14 protein-coding genes are annotated in these 17,334 nt (G+C 36.3%); 2 read left to right on the top strand and 12 right to left on the bottom strand.

What is annotated here, in order from left to right; all coding sequences use genetic code 11:
• Nucleotides 1-54 precede the first annotated feature (54 nt).
• The 5 genes from EF384_RS04820 to EF384_RS04800 all read right to left on the bottom strand — a co-directional run bounded on the left by EF384_RS04820 (nucleotide 55) and on the right by EF384_RS04800 (nucleotide 6,433).
• Nucleotides 55-1,461: a PTS galactitol transporter subunit IIC gene (locus EF384_RS04820; protein WP_123779852.1), complete on the bottom strand. Its 1,407-nt coding sequence runs from the start codon at nucleotides 1,459-1,461 to the stop codon at nucleotides 55-57.
• Nucleotides 1,462-1,487: 26 nt separating this feature from the next.
• Nucleotides 1,488-1,778, bottom strand: coding sequence for a PTS sugar transporter subunit IIB (locus tag EF384_RS04815; protein WP_123779851.1), 291 nt, complete (start codon nucleotides 1,776-1,778; stop codon nucleotides 1,488-1,490).
• Nucleotides 1,779-1,801: 23 nt separating this feature from the next.
• Nucleotides 1,802-2,287, bottom strand: a complete 486-nt coding sequence (locus tag EF384_RS04810; protein WP_123779850.1) for a PTS sugar transporter subunit IIA — start codon at nucleotides 2,285-2,287, stop codon at nucleotides 1,802-1,804.
• A gap of 331 nt (nucleotides 2,288-2,618) precedes the next feature.
• Nucleotides 2,619-3,299: a DUF4357 domain-containing protein gene (locus EF384_RS04805; protein WP_123779849.1), complete on the bottom strand. Its 681-nt coding sequence runs from the start codon at nucleotides 3,297-3,299 to the stop codon at nucleotides 2,619-2,621.
• A 92-nt stretch (nucleotides 3,300-3,391) separates the two neighbouring features.
• Nucleotides 3,392-6,433 carry a type I restriction endonuclease subunit R gene (locus EF384_RS04800; protein ID WP_123779848.1) on the bottom strand — a complete coding sequence of 1,014 codons (3,042 nt, stop codon included), beginning with the start codon at nucleotides 6,431-6,433 and terminating at the stop codon, nucleotides 3,392-3,394.
• 107 nt (nucleotides 6,434-6,540) lie between these two features.
• On the opposite strand from EF384_RS04800, the gene EF384_RS04795 reads away from it, so the two are divergent.
• A complete protein-coding gene (locus tag EF384_RS04795; RefSeq protein ID WP_123779847.1) occupies nucleotides 6,541-7,731 on the top strand; it encodes a restriction endonuclease subunit S in 1,191 nt (396 codons plus the stop codon).
• Nucleotides 7,732-7,775: 44 nt separating this feature from the next.
• Here the strand turns inward: EF384_RS04795 and EF384_RS04790 are convergent, their stop codons facing one another.
• The 6 genes from EF384_RS04790 to EF384_RS04765 all read right to left on the bottom strand — a co-directional run bounded on the left by EF384_RS04790 (nucleotide 7,776) and on the right by EF384_RS04765 (nucleotide 14,942).
• Nucleotides 7,776-8,705 (bottom strand): site-specific integrase, encoded by a 930-nt coding sequence (locus EF384_RS04790; RefSeq protein ID WP_123779846.1) that lies wholly within the window; start codon nucleotides 8,703-8,705, stop codon nucleotides 7,776-7,778.
• 77 nt (nucleotides 8,706-8,782) lie between these two features.
• Nucleotides 8,783-9,991, bottom strand: a complete 1,209-nt coding sequence (locus EF384_RS04785; protein ID WP_123779845.1) for a restriction endonuclease subunit S — start codon at nucleotides 9,989-9,991, stop codon at nucleotides 8,783-8,785.
• Nucleotides 9,981-11,579 carry a type I restriction-modification system subunit M gene (locus tag EF384_RS04780; protein ID WP_123779844.1) on the bottom strand — a complete coding sequence of 533 codons (1,599 nt, stop codon included), beginning with the start codon at nucleotides 11,577-11,579 and terminating at the stop codon, nucleotides 9,981-9,983. Before EF384_RS04780 ends, EF384_RS04785 begins: the two co-directional genes overlap by 11 nt.
• A gap of 144 nt (nucleotides 11,580-11,723) precedes the next feature.
• The gene (locus EF384_RS04775) at nucleotides 11,724-12,644 is read right to left on the bottom strand and encodes a tRNA dihydrouridine synthase (protein ID WP_123779856.1); all 921 of its coding nucleotides are present in this window, start codon (nucleotides 12,642-12,644) and stop codon (nucleotides 11,724-11,726) included.
• Nucleotides 12,645-12,920: 276 nt separating this feature from the next.
• Nucleotides 12,921-14,141: a M20 metallopeptidase family protein gene (locus EF384_RS04770; RefSeq protein WP_123779843.1), complete on the bottom strand. Its 1,221-nt coding sequence runs from the start codon at nucleotides 14,139-14,141 to the stop codon at nucleotides 12,921-12,923.
• Between the two features lie 477 nt (nucleotides 14,142-14,618).
• A complete protein-coding gene (locus EF384_RS04765) occupies nucleotides 14,619-14,942 on the bottom strand; it encodes a nucleotide pyrophosphohydrolase (RefSeq protein WP_094518077.1) in 324 nt (107 codons plus the stop codon).
• Between the two features lie 276 nt (nucleotides 14,943-15,218).
• Here EF384_RS04765 and EF384_RS04760 point away from each other — a divergent pair, with 276 nt between their 5' ends.
• Nucleotides 15,219-16,322 carry a glycerol dehydrogenase gene (locus EF384_RS04760; protein WP_123779842.1) on the top strand — a complete coding sequence of 368 codons (1,104 nt, stop codon included), beginning with the start codon at nucleotides 15,219-15,221 and terminating at the stop codon, nucleotides 16,320-16,322.
• 64 nt (nucleotides 16,323-16,386) lie between these two features.
• On the opposite strand, the gene EF384_RS04755 is transcribed toward EF384_RS04760, so the two are convergent.
• On the bottom strand, nucleotides 16,387-17,127 hold the full coding sequence (locus tag EF384_RS04755) for an alpha/beta hydrolase (protein ID WP_123779841.1): 741 nt from the start codon (nucleotides 17,125-17,127) through the stop codon (nucleotides 16,387-16,389).
• Nucleotides 17,128-17,334 lie beyond the last annotated feature (207 nt).

The raw sequence follows: 17,334 nt of genomic DNA, 5'->3' as shown, positions 1-17,334 counted from the left end.
AACTTTTGGGGGCCTCTACATTTTATCTGTAATAGTAAATTGAGGTAATTTATTTTATTTAGCTTTTTTTGCAGCGTATTCTGCATTACGTTTTTTCATTTCTTTAGCATACCAAATGAATAATGCTAAATATAATGCCAAAGCAATTACTGCGTAAAGAATCATTTCTAAATCACCTTGAGAAGCTCTACCTACAAAGTAAGCAAGAAATTTTTCAATTGGCCCTTCTAATGTTGAGTGGGAAATTAAGGCATTAGATGCAATGTCTGCTGGGAAAGCTCCTACTTTTTTTGCTGTTTCAGTAACAAACGGTGCAATTAGTGTTCCTGAATATAAGAATGTTGGAAGTAAAACTGTACCAATAACAATCATTCGAATAATTTTACCTCTTGTTACAACTAGTAACGCTGGTGTTAACCCCATAGCAATAATCCCACCTAATGGTAGAATACCATTTTTTGGCAAGATTAAAGCTTCTAACAGCATGATTGGTGCTAGTACATTGGCTACTGCCCACATTTCTGCACGACCAGCAATAAACGGCCAGTCAAGACCAATATTAAATGTTCTATCTGAAAAACGGCTACTTGTAAAATCAGTTACCCCTTGAGATAATGGTTCTACCGCTGCGATAAACCATTGACCAATAACTGAGAACAATTCCAAACATACCCCAGCCGTAAATCCTAAAGTAATCATTTCCTTAACACTAATTCCTGCTAATAACCCTACAAAAATACCTAGGTAAATCCCTATAGCAAATTTAGATCCCCAGAAACCGATTTTATTATTTAATTTCGCTGCATCAAAATCGTATTTGTCCAACCAAGAGAATAACTTATCGTACACTTTATCTAATAGCATGATGATAGGATTCATCATATAGTTCATATGTGTTGTAGTCATTGGATTATCATCTGGAGCATGTAATAAATCATTAAACGTTGGTTTCATTAAATCAGAGTTAATAATTTTTAATACACCAATAAAGACAACTAATAAAGTAGTCACAATTAGGTTAGCCCCCATATACATGGCGAATAATCCCACAATTGACAAATGCCATACATCAAAAATATCTACATCTAGCGTGTTAGTTTTGTTCATTACTAACATTACAGCATTTATAATTAATATAACGAACATAAAGTATAACGTATATGGTGAACCCCAAGTAATGGTTGCTAATGGCGCCCAACCAACATCGGTTACATTTAAATTTAAACCAGTATTTGCAACGAACTCTCCTAACGCATTAGAAAAAGCACCGGTTAAGATATTCATTATGGCCCCTACACCGGTTAAAGCGATACCTAATTTAATTCCACCCTCTAAAGCCTTTGAAAATTTTACCCTAAATAGAAGTGCAATCAAAGTTAAGATGATAGTCATCAAAGGCGCTGCTCCCATATCAATTAGCGGTTGCAGAACCGTATTTGCCAATTTGATGATAAACTCCATAATATTTTCCCCCTACCCCTATTCAATTACTTAATAATTGATTCAATTTCGTCATATACAGGTTTTGCCATAGCTGGAATTCGATATAAAATTGGTCCGGCATTCACTACTGGAATAGTTACATCGAACGAGAAATCTGTTTCAGCAATTTCAGCAAAAATATCATACTTCTTCAACATATCTTCGGTAATATCTTTAATCATAACAGCATCACAAGTAACATTATAACCACGTTTTTTCATTTCTTCTTCAATTGCATGTTTAATTTGATGACTTGAGTTTACACCTGCACCACATGCCGCTAAAATCTTTGTCATAATATTTTCCCCCTTAATTTTTCTTATAATTTACCTTCAATTATTTGATAGAATAATTCTTTAGTTGTTGATTCAAACATTTTAATTGCTTCATCTTCATCTAAGTTATTAATAAAATCCATAATCTGTGCTAAAATTTGCGATTGTTCCTCGGGATCATTGTTTAAAATCATAAATAATATAGATACTTCTAAAGACATTTTTGGTTGAATCATATTGTTAAATGACACAGGTTGAAGTAGTTTCACAGGAATTATTTGAGTGGTATTTACAAATTCACCCTCAGTATGTGGTACAGCAATATTCCCATATTTAGGGTTCACAACTTGTAAATCCAATCCCGTTGGATAATTCCGCTCTCTTTCAAGAATATTATCGATGAAAGCTTCTTTTACTAAGCCTTTCTGTTCCAGCTGCTGACCAATTTCAATCAGTACCTGTTCACTAGTCTCAGCTTGAGAAATATAAACATTTTCGAAATTAATTAAAGACGTATCTGTGTGTGACACTATATAACCTCCTCCAGATTTTTTATTTACTTATATTATAGCGCTTACACAACATATGTCAACATTAATAAACAAAAATAAACATAAATTATCAAATTTACTTCTCTCAGGATTAAATTCCCATAAATATATCCTCAACAAAATAAGGATTTATAACAAATAGAATTGATGAAAATTAAATTGTTTGGAATTATTCACCAACACTACTTGTAAGAGAGCCGAAAAATATGTGATTTTAGTTTAATATCAAGTCAAAAGGCGGTAGATTCCAATTGGAATCTACCGCCTTTTTTGATTTATTTACTTGAATCATTCGAATATTTTATTAGTTCTATAAGTTATTTTTTCGAAAAATATCAATTGGCTTACCGTCTTTGGTCTTCCATTCCATCCACCCACTACTTGGTCTACCAGCGACTATCCAGCCTGCACCTGATGGGGATGTACAAATAACATCCTCCTGTAGAATATTATCTACTATAGGTGCATTTTTTCTAATTTCAGGAACTAACCCTGGCAGAGTAGGTGCACAAATGCTTCCCTTAAGAACCCTAAATACGCCATCTTCTACTTTGGCTGCTATACCGTTTGTTTTTCCAAAAGGTTTTACCTGTCTACTATAGTAATATTCCCCATCCGGTAGAAGCCCTTTATCAGCATTGATTTCCCGTTCCTGAGTTGCTTCATCAAATATAGTATCTTTAGATTTTTCTTTTGGATATACTTGTGTACCTTCAAATGATGATAGTAATTGTACGACCAAATCTACATCTAATGCATACAATTCACTATTGTAAACTCTACTCTTACTGAATATTTCATCAATAAGCTTTTCTTTATCATCATAATCTTCCACTTCTATCGCAAATTTTCTCTTTAAGGCAGTTACGTTAAAGTAACCATTGCGTTCTAAATAGTACATCCGCGTCTCGTAATTATCTAACCCTGTTTTTCCAATCTTTATCAATCCTGGTACAGTAGTTTTCATTACATAAATTATCCCTCTAGTCATTTGTCACCTCCAAATATTATTTGAAACTTTTATCAATATTTGATAGATCTGTTTTTAAACTCTTCCTTGCTTATGGTATCCATAAATTCTTCCTAGTTTATACGATCCAATGGTAAAATTTCCTCTTCTATTTCTTCTCTGTATTGGGCTTTTACACGTTTCCAGAAGTTCAAACGGCTAATGCCCTCATCTTTGTGATCTTCGATATAGCGATCTTTATCCATACTAGCCTTCAAATCATTTTCCCCGATTTGATTACCATCCTCTTTATCTGGATTATAGTTTTCAACTACATATTTAAAATCTTTTAGATCGAAATAGTTTTCAGCTGCTATATTATTAGTAATTTTATTTTTACGCTGATCTACACGTTTTCTTATCCGGTAAGCAACATCCAAATCTTCGACATCCTCTTGGCCATGCAATAATTCACGCCATACTTCATCAATAATAGCCCCGAGTTTAGGATTTGTATCCTTGAATTTAGCTAGGTAGACCTCAATATCATGTAGGCGTTTGGCATCTTGATTAATATTGTTATCTTTCAAGACTGATTGCATTAATAAGACAAGATACTCATAGTCAATTTGTTGTTTACCTACTTCAGATAATTGATAATCAAAATCAATTGGTATAAGAGGACTAATACGATCAACACGGACCTTAATTTCCCTTAAAGCATTCTCATACTTACCACGATATTCTTCAATTAACTTAGGATCCAAATGGAACTGTTGATTGATGACATCCTCATCATAGTCTGAATACACACTGATTGCACTGTAGGCCTTATCGAAGGCTTGATAACTTTTTACAAATAGCTGTAATTTTTCAGTGTCATCATCCATACTGATATCGCTAGGTATTGAAGATACAGATACTAACTTTTCATGTGCTTCAACAAATCGGTCGTAACTTTCTGCCCAAGTGGGTGCTTGAATAGCATTTTCTCCACCATTCGAATAAAGTATAAAAGCCTCTTCAACAGCTGTTTTAAAGCGGTTGGGATATTCAAATATCATAATTTGACCATACTGTTTCTCTCTATCATAGATACGGTTAGTACGAGAGAAGGCTTGAATAAGACCTTGCGGTGTCATAGGTGGTCGATCGATGAACAAAATCGCTGTTGCAGGTGAGTCAAAACCGGTTAATAGTCGATCTACAACAATGACAATATCTATTTGTTCACTCCGGCTAGCATATAAAGATTTTTTACGTGCAAGACGGTTGTTAACATCGTTGTTATAGGCTTGAATTTGTCCTAAGTCAAAATTCGTGTTAAACGTTTCGTTATAGTCCGCAATTACTTGTTTAAATTGATCTTGGCGTTCAATCGTCGTTTCTTCAGTTTCTTGTAGCGAGTAAGTTACTGTCACTTTTGGAAAATCAGAAACGCTTCGTTTCACTTTTTCAGAAATTTTAACACTTGATTCACCGCGGATGACTGCTTGGAATAATTCATAATACCGCTGTGCATCAGGAATAGATTTTGTTGTCAAAATAGCACTATACGTTTTCCCAGCACCACGATTTAAGCCAAATTTATTTCGTGAATGATTGATGATTTTATCAATCACTTGTAACTTGTGGGCATCATCTTCATATGCTTCTTTAGGAATGTATTTCTCCTTATTTAAATCTGTTAGAGAAACTTCATCAATTCCTTGCATATGCAAATAGTCTGAAAGTGAGTCCTCGTCAATTGTATCCATATACTCAACCTGAAAACCTAAAACGGCCTTATCATGAATAGCTTCCTTAACCGTATATTCATGTAAACGAGGTCCATATTGTTCTTCAGTTGTCCGAGCCAAATCTCCCTTTTCATTACGGGCATTTTCTTTAAAAATTGGTGTGCCCGTAAATCCATACCATAGCGACTTAGGGAAAAAGTGGATAATCTCTTGTTGTTTTTCAGGTGATACTGCTCGATGACATTCATCAACCACAAAACCGATGTTTAAGTCACGAAGTTTCTTTGCATTTCGATTATCTTCCTTGTTACCATAGCGTTTCATCACATGATTCAATTTTTGTATGGTGGTTACAATTAAAGTTCGTTCATTTGATAATAATTTTTTAACTAAATCGCTCACATTTTCTGTCTTGTCAGTCGCAATTAAATCATGTTCTGCGTATGATTGAAAGGCTGTAGAGGTTTGTTGGTCCAAATCCCTCCGGTCTACCACAAAAATAGTCTTGTCCAATTTAGAACTCTTACGCAATAAGTTGCGTGCTACTTTATAAGAAGTCAACGTCTTACCCGAACCGGTTGTATGCCAAATATAACCTGATTGTTGTTGACCAACCGCTCGTTCCGCAGCTTGAATAGCATGAATTTGATATGGACGTAATAATATAATGGCATGTTTTTCACTGTCTAACACTGAAAACTCCGTTACCATCTTGTGAGCTTGGGGAATTGACAAAACAGCTTTAGAAAAATCAAGGTAATTATCTACACGATCATTCTTTGTATCCACCCAAGAAGTAAGGAATTCTTTATTTAAATGTTGGGCATCCGCCGCTGCAATATATTTAGTATCTACACCATTTGTTACCACAAACATTTGTAAAGTAGAGAAAATACCGCGATATTTTCCTTCTTCTTCATATTTTTTAATTTGTTCAAAGGCAGCCATATATCCTTCAGAACGATTTTTTAATTCAATTTGAATCATAGGTAAACCATTAATTAATAAGGTAACGTCAAAACGTCGGTCGTGGTCTAACGCATCCACTCGATCTACTCGATATTGGTTAATCACCTCATAAACAGAAGTCCCCCCCGCAATATCTTCACGTCGAAACACTTCTAATAAAATCGTACCCAACTTAGCATCTTCACGTTGAACGATGACCTTTGCTACACCATTTTCACCACGTAACCATACTGCTGCATTATAAAAAGAAGTGAACTTCAGTTGGTTTTTCACTTGCTCGAACTCCAGATCAGTTAGCGGATGTTCAGATAACTTCGCATTATTATTTGTATGCAAAATTTTTCGAAAATTTGCCCATAACGCTTCCTCATCCGTCAAATCGTTGCGATACTTCCATTGTGATTCTCCAAATTCCAATTGTTTAATCAGAGAATCTTCCATTTCCTTCTCACTAATCATACTTCTCATACAATCGCTCTCCATCACATAATTTTACTTATCTGTAATATAGCATATTTCAAATAGAAAAAGCAGACAAAGTACCTTTATGTAATATAAGTTAAAACGGGTGGGAACTGTGTAAGTTAGCCGATGTGACCAAGAGGGTTAAATCCTATTCTTTGTCAAGAGAAATAGAATCGGATACATTCACCGGTTTCAAGTATATTCACTATGGAGATATCCATACTAAAGTTGCAGATATTGTAACAAATAATAGTCTCTTACCTGACATTAACGAAGGTGATTTTGAACTATTGCGAAAAGGAGATATTGTTTTAGCTGATGCTTCAGAAGATTATCAAGGTATTGCTACTCCTGCTGTAATCTATGAAGAACCTACATTTAAATTAGTATCGGGGTTACATACTATCGCTTTAAGACCTATTACTGTTAATGGACTATATTTATATTATTTATTTAAATCTAGTACATTTCGAAAATATGGATATAAAACAGGGACGGGAATGAAAGTATTTGGAATTAGTGTCACAAATATCTTAAAATATGAAGGTAATTTTCCATCTATTGATGAACAAGAAAAAATTGGTACATTTCTTAAAAAAATTGATGACACTATCACCCTTCATCATCATAAATTAGAGTTATTAAAGCAAGCAAAACAAGGATTTTTACAGCAAATGTTTCCTAAAGAAGGTGAAAACGTACCCGAATTAAGGTTCGCTAACTTTAGTGAAGCATGGGAACAGCGTAAGTTAAAAGAAATTTCAGAGAAAGTTACAAACAAAAATAAGGAAATAGAATTTACTGAAACCCTGACAAACTCTGCAGAATTTGGAATAATTTCTCAGACCGATTTTTTTGATAAAGAAATATCAAACAAAAAAAATATTGATAGCTATTATATAGTTAAACCTGATGATTTTGTTTATAATCCAAGGATCTCAAATTACGCACCTGTTGGACCTATAAAACGTAATAATTTAGGTAGAACTGGTATAATGTCTCCACTTTATTATGTATTTACCACAAAAGAAATCAATAAAAATTTTTTGGAAAAATATTTTGACTCAACAAATTGGCATAAGTTCATGAAATTAAATGGAGATTCTGGAGCTAGATCCGATAGATTTGCAATAAAAGATTCTATTTTTGTAGAAATGCCAATTAGTTGCCCATCTAGTAAAGAACAACAAGCAATTGGTCAATTCTTCAAACAAATTGATGACACTATCACCCTTTATCAACAAAAACTGACGGATTTAGAGGTACTTAAACAAGCATACCTCCAAAAGATGTTCATATAAAATAAACCCGGAATGATTAAATTGAAATCATTTCGGGTTTTTAATTATATTAAATTGGCTAAATAGGACATAATTTTATCATTGTCTTTACTTTCTAATTCATTGATAATGTGCAGATATGTTTTTTGAGTAATGTTCATATTGGAATGGCCCAATCTCTTGGCAACTGTTGCAATTGATACACCTGCGTATAACAACAATGAAGCATGTGTGTGTCTGAGACTATGAACCGTTATCATAGGTATATCACAGTTTCTGCAAATCACCTTAAGTCTATTATTAATTGTCGAGTTAAATGGTCTTCCTTTAATAAATATTGGATAATCATTATCGAGTTCCTTTACAAGTTGTGAAAACTGCATGGCGGTTTGCCAATCTAATTGAATTTTTCTGTTTGAGGAAACATTCTTCGTGGGTTCAAATCCTCCGTGGGTTTTCTTATAGTTCCATGTTTTATTTATAGTCAGTATCTGCTTTGAGAAATCAAAATCATCTGGTGTAATTGCTAGTGCTTCTGAATAGCGAATACCTGTCTTGCAAATTAATAATAGAAACCAATCCCAATTTAGTTGTGGCTCTAAATTTAATTCTTTAAGCAGTAATTGAACTTCAAATTGATTCAAGAATTTTTGTTTTTTCTCTCTAGGTTTAATTCCCTTAATAATAATTTTTCTAGTAGGATTTACAGGAATTAATCCTTCGTCAACGGCATCTAAAACCGCTCCCTTTACTTGATGATGAAAATCCATAGTAGTTTGCTTTTCATGAGTGTGTGCATATCGATTTAATAACAGCTGATACTCGCGTCTTGTTAGATCAATTATTTTTAAGTCAGGAATCAATCTCTTCAAATGTTTATGCGTTATGTAGTATTTTTGTAATGAAACCTCTCGTATCGCACCTTCCTTATATACCTCTATCCATTCCTCAAAATATTCATGAAACAATTGATTTGACCTACTCTTTCGTACCATAAAAAACCTCCCAATGATATTTGATGCATGCATCTCTACAATTATTAGGAAGTTAATTTTATATATAAAGTTAAGTTTTAGATAAACATTTTTTGTAAATAGGATTTTTTCAAAGATTCGAGGTGTATAAGTTTTTCTTGATGAAGAGCGATAGTGTCGTCGAGTTGTTTAAAGAACGTTCCAATTAGTTTTTGTTCCTCAATAGTTGGGGTAAAAAAAGTAAATTCTCTTATTTTACTCAATCCGAGAAATTTTTGAGTATTCCCAGCATTTTCACTGCGAATATATTTTTTAAAAACTGGCGACTTTAATAATTGAATAAGAAATCTATTTGGAATATTCCCACCTTCTTTGATTAAAGCGACATTTTTTATAGCAAAATCGCTTCTATCAACAATAACAGGGTTTCCAATAGTTCCTATCATTCCAAACAAAATATCTCCGTTATCTACCTTAGAGCGCTTATTAATCGCTTCAAAATCTTCATCAGAAATAAGAGAAACATCATTCATATCCAAACCATAATCATTTAGATTTTTTGATGTGACTAAGGGATGTCCTTCTTGATGATATTTAGGAGAGTCATGGGTACCATCACGGACATCTTTATTGTCATCTAACTTACGCTGTTCCCACTCTTTACTAAAATTAGCGAACCTTAATTCAGGTACTTTTTCACCTTCTTTAGGAAACATTTGCTGTAAAAATCCTTGTTTGGCTTGCTTTAATAACTCTAATTTATGATGATGAAGAGCGATAGCGTCGTCAATCTGTTTGAAGGATGTACCGATTTTTTTCTGTTCTTCATATTCAGTAGGAGCGTATAAGGTTAAGTCCTTAACAATTCCACCTGACAAATTACCTTGACCACCTTGCAAATACGTACTAATAATTGAATTTTTTTGTCTTCTTAGCCACTGCATTATGAAATTCGAATCATATTCACATTTTGGTTGTATAGCTAAAATGGCTTGATTTATTGCTCCATTTATTTGAGAAATACCGACTTCCCCGCTAGTAGCACCATATAATGCATACAGGATATCTCCCACTTCCACAAGCTTTGCTGAAGAATTATTTAACCCTTCATCTGTTAAATAGAGTTCAGTATTTTTTGAGTTTATTTCAGCAGAACGTATGAAAGGAATACTCCCACCATAATATGAATGATTTGAAACACTTGGCGTCCCTCCAGAATATGATTCAGAAATTTCACCTAACTTACGCTGTTCCCAATCCTCAGTAAAGCCTTTGAAACGTAGCTCTGGCACTTGCTTATCTGCCATGTCCGAACACCACCTTAGTTGCTTCAATGATATCTTTTGTATCATCAGTCACTTGTAGGTCATCCAACATAACTAATAGTTGTGCCTCAGCATCTTGAATTTGAGCATCGATGTCTTTGATTTCTTTACTTATTTCAACGATATCAATGGGATCAAAATCTTCAAACGTGTCCACGTAGCGAGGAATATTTAAATTAAAATCATTTTCTTCGATTTCTTCATAACTAGCCAAGTATGCATATTTATCAATATTTTTACGTTCTGTATAAGCATCAATGATTTTTTCTAATTGTTCTTCAGTGATGACATTTTGATTTTTTTCTTTCTTGAAATCATTTGAGGCATCTATAAAAAATACATCTCTACTAGTTCTATCTTTCTTCAAAATGATGACAGTAGTAGGAATGGACGTATTGAAAAAAATGTTCGCTGGAAGGCCAATCACTGTATCAATTGCACCGTTTTCTAACAATGCTTTTCTGATTTTCCCTTCAGCTGCACCACGGAATAATACACCGTGTGGCAATACGATAGCCATCACACCATCATTTTTCAAATGATAATAACCATGTAATAGGAAGGCAAAGTCAGCTTTAGATTTGGGTGGCAAAACACCATACCGTGAAAATCGTGGATCATCTAAGAAACCCTTTTCTGCTGACCATTTGGCTGAATAAGGTGGATTCATCAACACACCATCATAGTTTGTGGGTTCATCTTGTGGCCAGTCAGCATCTAAAGTATCCCCATTGCGCAATGTTTGGTTTTCTGCTGGCACTTTATGCAAGAACATATTCATTCGTGCTAGGTTATATGTTGAGGTATTTAATTCTTGACCAAAATACCGCACCGAGGTTGGTTCTTTTGAAAATTTTGGCACATTCAATAATAGTGAACCTGATCCCATAGTTGGGTCGTAAACAGTGAATCCTTTTTTATCTTCTTTTCCAGCAATAACAATTCTGGTCATTAAGCGAGAAACTTCTTTAGGGGTGTAGAATTCCCCCGCCTTCTTCCCAGATTCTGAGGCAAATTGGCCAATAAGATACTCATAAGCATCCCCAAGCGCATCCCCATTATATTCATTTAGATTTAGCTCTGCTAATGCCTTCATTACTGCAGAAATTGTTTCATTTTGTTTTTGAGGTGTGGATCCCAATTTTTTAGAATTTAAATCTAAATCTTCAAATAAGTCTTCAAATACTTTATCTGACTGTTCAATATCACGTAGACCCTGTTGCAAATGTTCTCTTTGGAAGGTATGATTGTCAATTTCTTCAATTAAAGCCTGAAAAGTTAATTCAGGTTTAATTTCATAAGACATATCATCCTTTAAAGCATCTTTTAAATCTTCTTGAATTTCAGCATCTTGATAGGCTTTTGAATAGATAGATTGTGCTTCCTCTAAATTCTCTGATTCATTAGATAATAATTTAGTTGAATACACTAACATCGTATCTGATAGATATTTGTAGAAAACGAGTCCCAACAAGTATGATTTATATTCATTTGCATCCATCTTTGAACGCAAGATATCTGCTGATGCCCACAAGGCTTGATATAACTTTTGTGCATTTTCTTCTGCCATAATTACTTAATCCTCCATAACTTGACTTACGCTGGTATACAACATAAGTTAGGTAAATTACCTTTATTATAGCAAATTTAGGTTGGAGTTGTTGATATAAGTATAAAAAAACCGCTGGATAGCGGTTTTTTCCTTCATATTCAATTAAGCTTCATGTAAGTGTTTTGCTTCGAATTCATCTAGTAGTGCGCGTGCTTCGTCTGTTGATTCTGTTTCCATCAAACCGATACGTAATTCGTTGGCACCCTTGAATGAACGGATATAGATTTTGAAGAAGCGACGTAATGGCTTGTAGGGACGTCCATTTTCTGCGGCGTTTTTGTCGAATAAATCTAGGTGGTATCTAAACAAGTCTAGTAATTCTTTTGGTGAGTGTTCGCGTTGTTCTTCTTCAAAGGCAAATGGATTATGGAAAATGCCACGGCCAATCATGACACCATCTACGCCGTATTTGTCGACTAATTCTTGACCTACTTGACGGTTTGGAATGTCGCCGTTGATAGTTAATAGTGTGTTTGGTGCAATTTCATCACGTAGGGCTTTGATTTCTGGAATCAATTCCCAATGTGCGTCTGCTTTAGACATTTCTGTCTTAGTACGTAGATGAATAGAAAGGTTAGCGATATCTTGTTTTAAGATCGTAGTTAACCATTCTTTATATTCGTTCACGTCTTGATGACCTAAACGTGTTTTGACAGATACTGGTAAGCCGCCTTCTTTAGAAGCTTGAATCAATTCTACGGCCACTTCTGGACGTAAAATCAAACCTGAACCACGACCATGTTTGAATACGTTGGGTGCTGGACAACCCATGTTGATATCAAGACCGGCATAACCCATTTCGTTCATGCCCTTTGCCATTTCTGCAAAATGAGCTGGGTTATCTCCCCAAATATGTGCCACGATTGGCTTTTCATCTGGTGTAAATTGTAGACGTGTATTTAATGAATCGCGCCCTTTTGGATGTACGTAACTTTCTGAGTTGGTAAATTCAGTAAAGTATACATCTGGTTTGGCGGCTTTTTGGATTACATGACGGAATACGGTGTCAGTAACATCTTCCATCGGTGCTAATATAAAATATGGACGAGGCAATTCTTGCCAAAAATTCTTCTTTTGTTCCACAATAAGTTCCTTTCCCTTTTGTTTTTTCTTTTTATAAATCGGTCAAAATAAAAAAAGCCACAAGAGCTTTTCTGTTTGATTGCAAAATGGTGTTTACAGCGGTTTATTATCTCAAAATCCGCCATGAAAAGAAAGGAAAACCTCTTATTTTTGCATAAAAATTCGCTAAGAAAGTAAAAAGCCAACACAATTATATGCTGGCCTTCATTTTTCTGTTTAGTCTTTAGGAATTAAGTAGTCTTCAGCGATTGCTAAGAAGACTTTTCCGGCTACAAGCATGGCTTTTTCGTCGACATTAAAGCGTGGATGGTGATGGGGGAAGGTTGCGTCATATTCTGGATTAAAGCCGCCGACATTGAAGAAAGTTCCTGGGCGAACACTGGTAAAGTAACCAAAGTCCTCGCCACCCATACTTGGTTCGAGTTGGATTACTTCATCTTCACCAAATTTCTCTTTCATTACACTCACGAAACGGTCTGTTTCCGCTGGATGATTGTATACAGCGTCATACCCACGAATATATGTCACTTCACTTGTTCCGTGATACATAGCGGCAACACCTTCAGCTAAGATAGTTAATTCATCTTCAATGATACCACGGGCTTCTTCATGATAAGTTCTTACTGTACCGCGAATCATAGCTGAGTCGGCAATGATATTGTTGGCTTCACCCCCGGCTTGAACAGTTGATACTGTCACTACCGCTGGATGTAATGGGTTAATGGCACGGCTGACCAAGGTTTGTAAGGCATCAACAATTTTCGTTGCAATGATTACTGAATCGACGGTATCTTGTGGATGGGCACCATGGCCCCCCTTACCTTGGATTTGGATGTTGAAGAAATCTGCCGCCGCCATAGCATACCCTGGTGCATAACCAATTTTTTCTGCTTGTAATTGTGATTGCACATGTTGCCCAAAGACAAAGTCTACATCGTCAATAGCTCCGTCTTCAACCATACTCTTAGCGCCACCAGGCAACACTTCTTCCGCGTGTTGATGGATAAGTACAATATTACCATGTAAGTCAGCTGCTGATTGCGCAAGGATTTCTGCCACACTTAGCAAGGTAGCTGTATGCGTATCGTGGCCACATGCATGCATCACACCGTCATTTTCTGATTTGTAAGAAATATTATTTTCCTCTTTGATACGTAAGGCATCGAAGTCGGCACGGAAAGCAATCGTTGGTCCGGGATGTCCGCCTTTGATTTTAGCGACGATACCGTAGCCATTCCCAACGTTTTGTCTGATATCCGTGATACCAAATGATTTCAATTTGTCGACAATGTACGCTGCGGTTTCTTTTTCTTCAAAAGATGGCTCGGGATGTTGGTGAAGGTAGCGTCGAACTGCTACTGTTTCTTCATAGTTGGCTTCTAGGTCACTTGCCCATAAATCGTAAAGTGTACTTGTTTGAATGCTTGTTTCTGCCATAAAAATCCCTACTTTCTTTTGAAAATCTGTGTGACTGGTCAATTTTTGTTGGTTATGCAAAATTTTACTCGTGTCATCCTGGCAAGTCAATTGTATTTTCATGAAATTTTCATCTTTTTCTAATTTAAATGTTTTAGGCATGCCCATAAAAAAAAGAGGGTTGGACAAGCCCCTCTCTGAAATCAAGTATTCATATTTATATTGATAATCTCCTGAAAGATTATAGGACCTATAGGTGTACGTCCTTAGCCATGGAAAAGCATGAAATCGAGACCTTGACTCTCTAGTCGAGTTCGAAAAAGCAACCCTCTGCCCACTTCAGATTAGCTGGCGATGACTAACTTCATCAAAGGCGCAAATCTTCCACTGGTTGAGGGTTAAACGCTTTTTCTCACATCCTGACGGTGCCACGACTTTTAAGGCATGTACACAATAAGAACGGAAATCTATGATTTTATTCCACCCATATGCAAATGATTATAATTCAGTATATTTTTCTTTATTGTCTCTACTTTTTTCTACTGGATATTTTTCATTGTTTTTGATGAGTTTGCGTTCAATAATTTCATCAATATCTAAATCTAGATTATCCGCCAACATATAGGAATAAATTAACACATCGGCTAATTCGTCTTTAATAGCGTCTATATTTTGTTTACCTTCTTCAGCGGTTTTCCATTGGAAGATTTCTAGTAATTCAGATGCCTCCAAAGAAATCGAAAGCGCTAAATCTTTTTCATTATGAAATTGGCGCCAATTGCGCGCATCACGAAAGGCGTTTACTTTCTCCATACTAGTCATTCTGTTTTGCCTCCTCTTGCATCTTGATCAGTTGCTAATGTTGATGCTCATCTCTGTATTTGTAAAACTTATCTTCTACCACAGTCGCGATAATTGCAAGTGTATTTAAGGGTATGGAATTATTATGCAAATATTTATTGCAAATTCTTCACGAAATCATTTCCCTTTCACTTTATATTGTGATATTATTCACATGTAAGAAAGTTAATTGAAAAGAACAATTTGAATGTGTATCTGTTTATTTGTGAATGTTTTAACAACATAGGAGGAAATATCATGCTAAAAGTTTTTGCTAGTCCCTCTCGTTATGTACAAGGTGAACATCTCTTAACTAGCCCTACTGGGGTTGAATATATTCAAAAATTAGGTGACAAAGCCCTGTTACTTGCCGATGATGTAGTATGGGGTATTGTTGGTGAAGAATTGGCTCGTGTCTTGACTGATGCTGGTATTGAAGTGGTTCGTGAACCCTTCAATGGTGAAGCTTCAACAATTGAAATCAATCGTGTCACTGAAATTGGTCGTCAACACAGTGTAAATGTTGTCCTAGCCCTTGGTGGTGGGAAAGCAATCGATGCTGGTAAGGCGATTGCGGATGAATTGGGTACGCCGATTGCAGTCTTACCAACGACTGCGTCTACCGATGCCCCAACCTCTGCCCTATCTGTCATTTACTCAGAAGCCGGTGTATTTGAACAATACCGTTTCTATAAAAAGAATCCTGATCTCGTTTTACTAGATACCTACGTCATTGCCAACTCACCCGCACGTTTATTTGCTTCAGGTATCGCGGATGCCTTAGCAACTGCGGTTGAAATCCGTCCCAATGTCATCAGTAATTCAAATACCATGGCTGGTGGGAAAACAACGCTCGCAGCCCAAGCGATCGGCGACAAATGTCGTGAAGTGCTATTCGCTGATGGCTTAAAAGCTTACCGTGCTGTTCAAGCAAAAGTATTAACACCTGCAGTTGAAAACGTGATTGAAGCCAACACTTTATTAAGTGGTCTTGGTTTTGAATCTGGTGGTCTTGCGGCGGCACATGCCATCCACAACGGCTTCACCGCCCTTGATGGTGACATTCACCATTTAACCCATGGTGAGAAAGTTACTTACGGTACACTAACACAGCTCTTCTTGGAAAATCGTCCCCTTGAAGAAATTGATGCTTATATTGCCCTATATCAAAAATTAGACTTACCTACAACATTAGCTGAACTCCACTTGGACGCCAATGACCGAGAATCTCTCTTAAAAGTTGGGAAACAAGCAACCATCGAAGGTGAAACCATTCATGCATTACCATTCAAAGTGACACCTGATGATGTTGCCGACGCTTTAATAGCGGTTGACGCCTACGTGACGGCTTTAGAAAAATAAAATTTACACACAAGAACAAATAAGGCAGAGATTAACACGTCTCTGCCTTTTTACATTATCTATATTATTTCCACAAGAAGTCCATATATAAGCGGTTTTGCTTACGCCAGGTGGCTTCGGAGTGGTCTCCGCCTTCTTCGATGTGGACATGGGTTTCGCCACCGGCTTCGATGATGGCGTCGTTGAATGTAGCTGTTGGTTTCAATCGTTCGAAGTTGACTTCTTCGTCACCATACGAGAAGAAGACGCGGGTGTCTGGATCAATTTCGTGTTGCGCTATTTCGGCTTCCAGTTCAGGCACTGCGAATCCGAAGGCTGGTGATAGGGCGCCAGCTTTGGAGAAGACGTCGTTATGGGCGATGACAGAGTAGAATGCCATCAAGCCACCCATCGATGAACCAGCAATCGCAGTTGCTTCGCGGTCGGGAATGGTTGGATAGTTATCGTCGATGAAGGGTTTGAGTTCATTGACCAACCAATCCATATAGACATCACCATAGCCGGCTACGTGACCGAAGTATTGGGTATCAACTGGATACGGGCAGTATTCGCGAATACGTTCACCCTCTTCGTGTGAGCATTCAATTCCAACGATGATGACCTGCTTGTCATAGGAATCCATAAAATCGAGTAACCCCCAAGAAGTGCCGTATGTAGCATCTTCATCGAAGAATAAATTGTGACCGTCGTACATATAGACTACTGGAAAGTGTTCCTTACTTTCTTCATAGTTGTCGGGTAAATACAGGTGAATCTGTTTGTCGACATCTTTTGCGGGAAAATAGAAAGCGAATTGTTCAAACATTGGCGCCACTCCTTCTTCAACTAGCTTGGTCTTTTACGCCTCCATTCTAGCATGAAAAAGATGAATTCCCTTGTAATATGATTATTTTTAGACACAAACAAACCCCCTAAGTGCACGCTTAGGAGGCAGGACAAAAAGCACATGAACCAGTATTGCCGGGCAATACTGGTTCATCGCACTAGGAACGCACCCTATTTTTTGAAAACC

The organism is Aerococcus agrisoli (genome assembly GCF_003797145.1).
Lineage (GTDB): Bacteria > Bacillota > Bacilli > Lactobacillales > Aerococcaceae > Aerococcus > Aerococcus agrisoli.
Note: the sequence above shows the minus strand (reverse complement) of the source record. Positions and strands in the feature narration are given on the sequence as shown.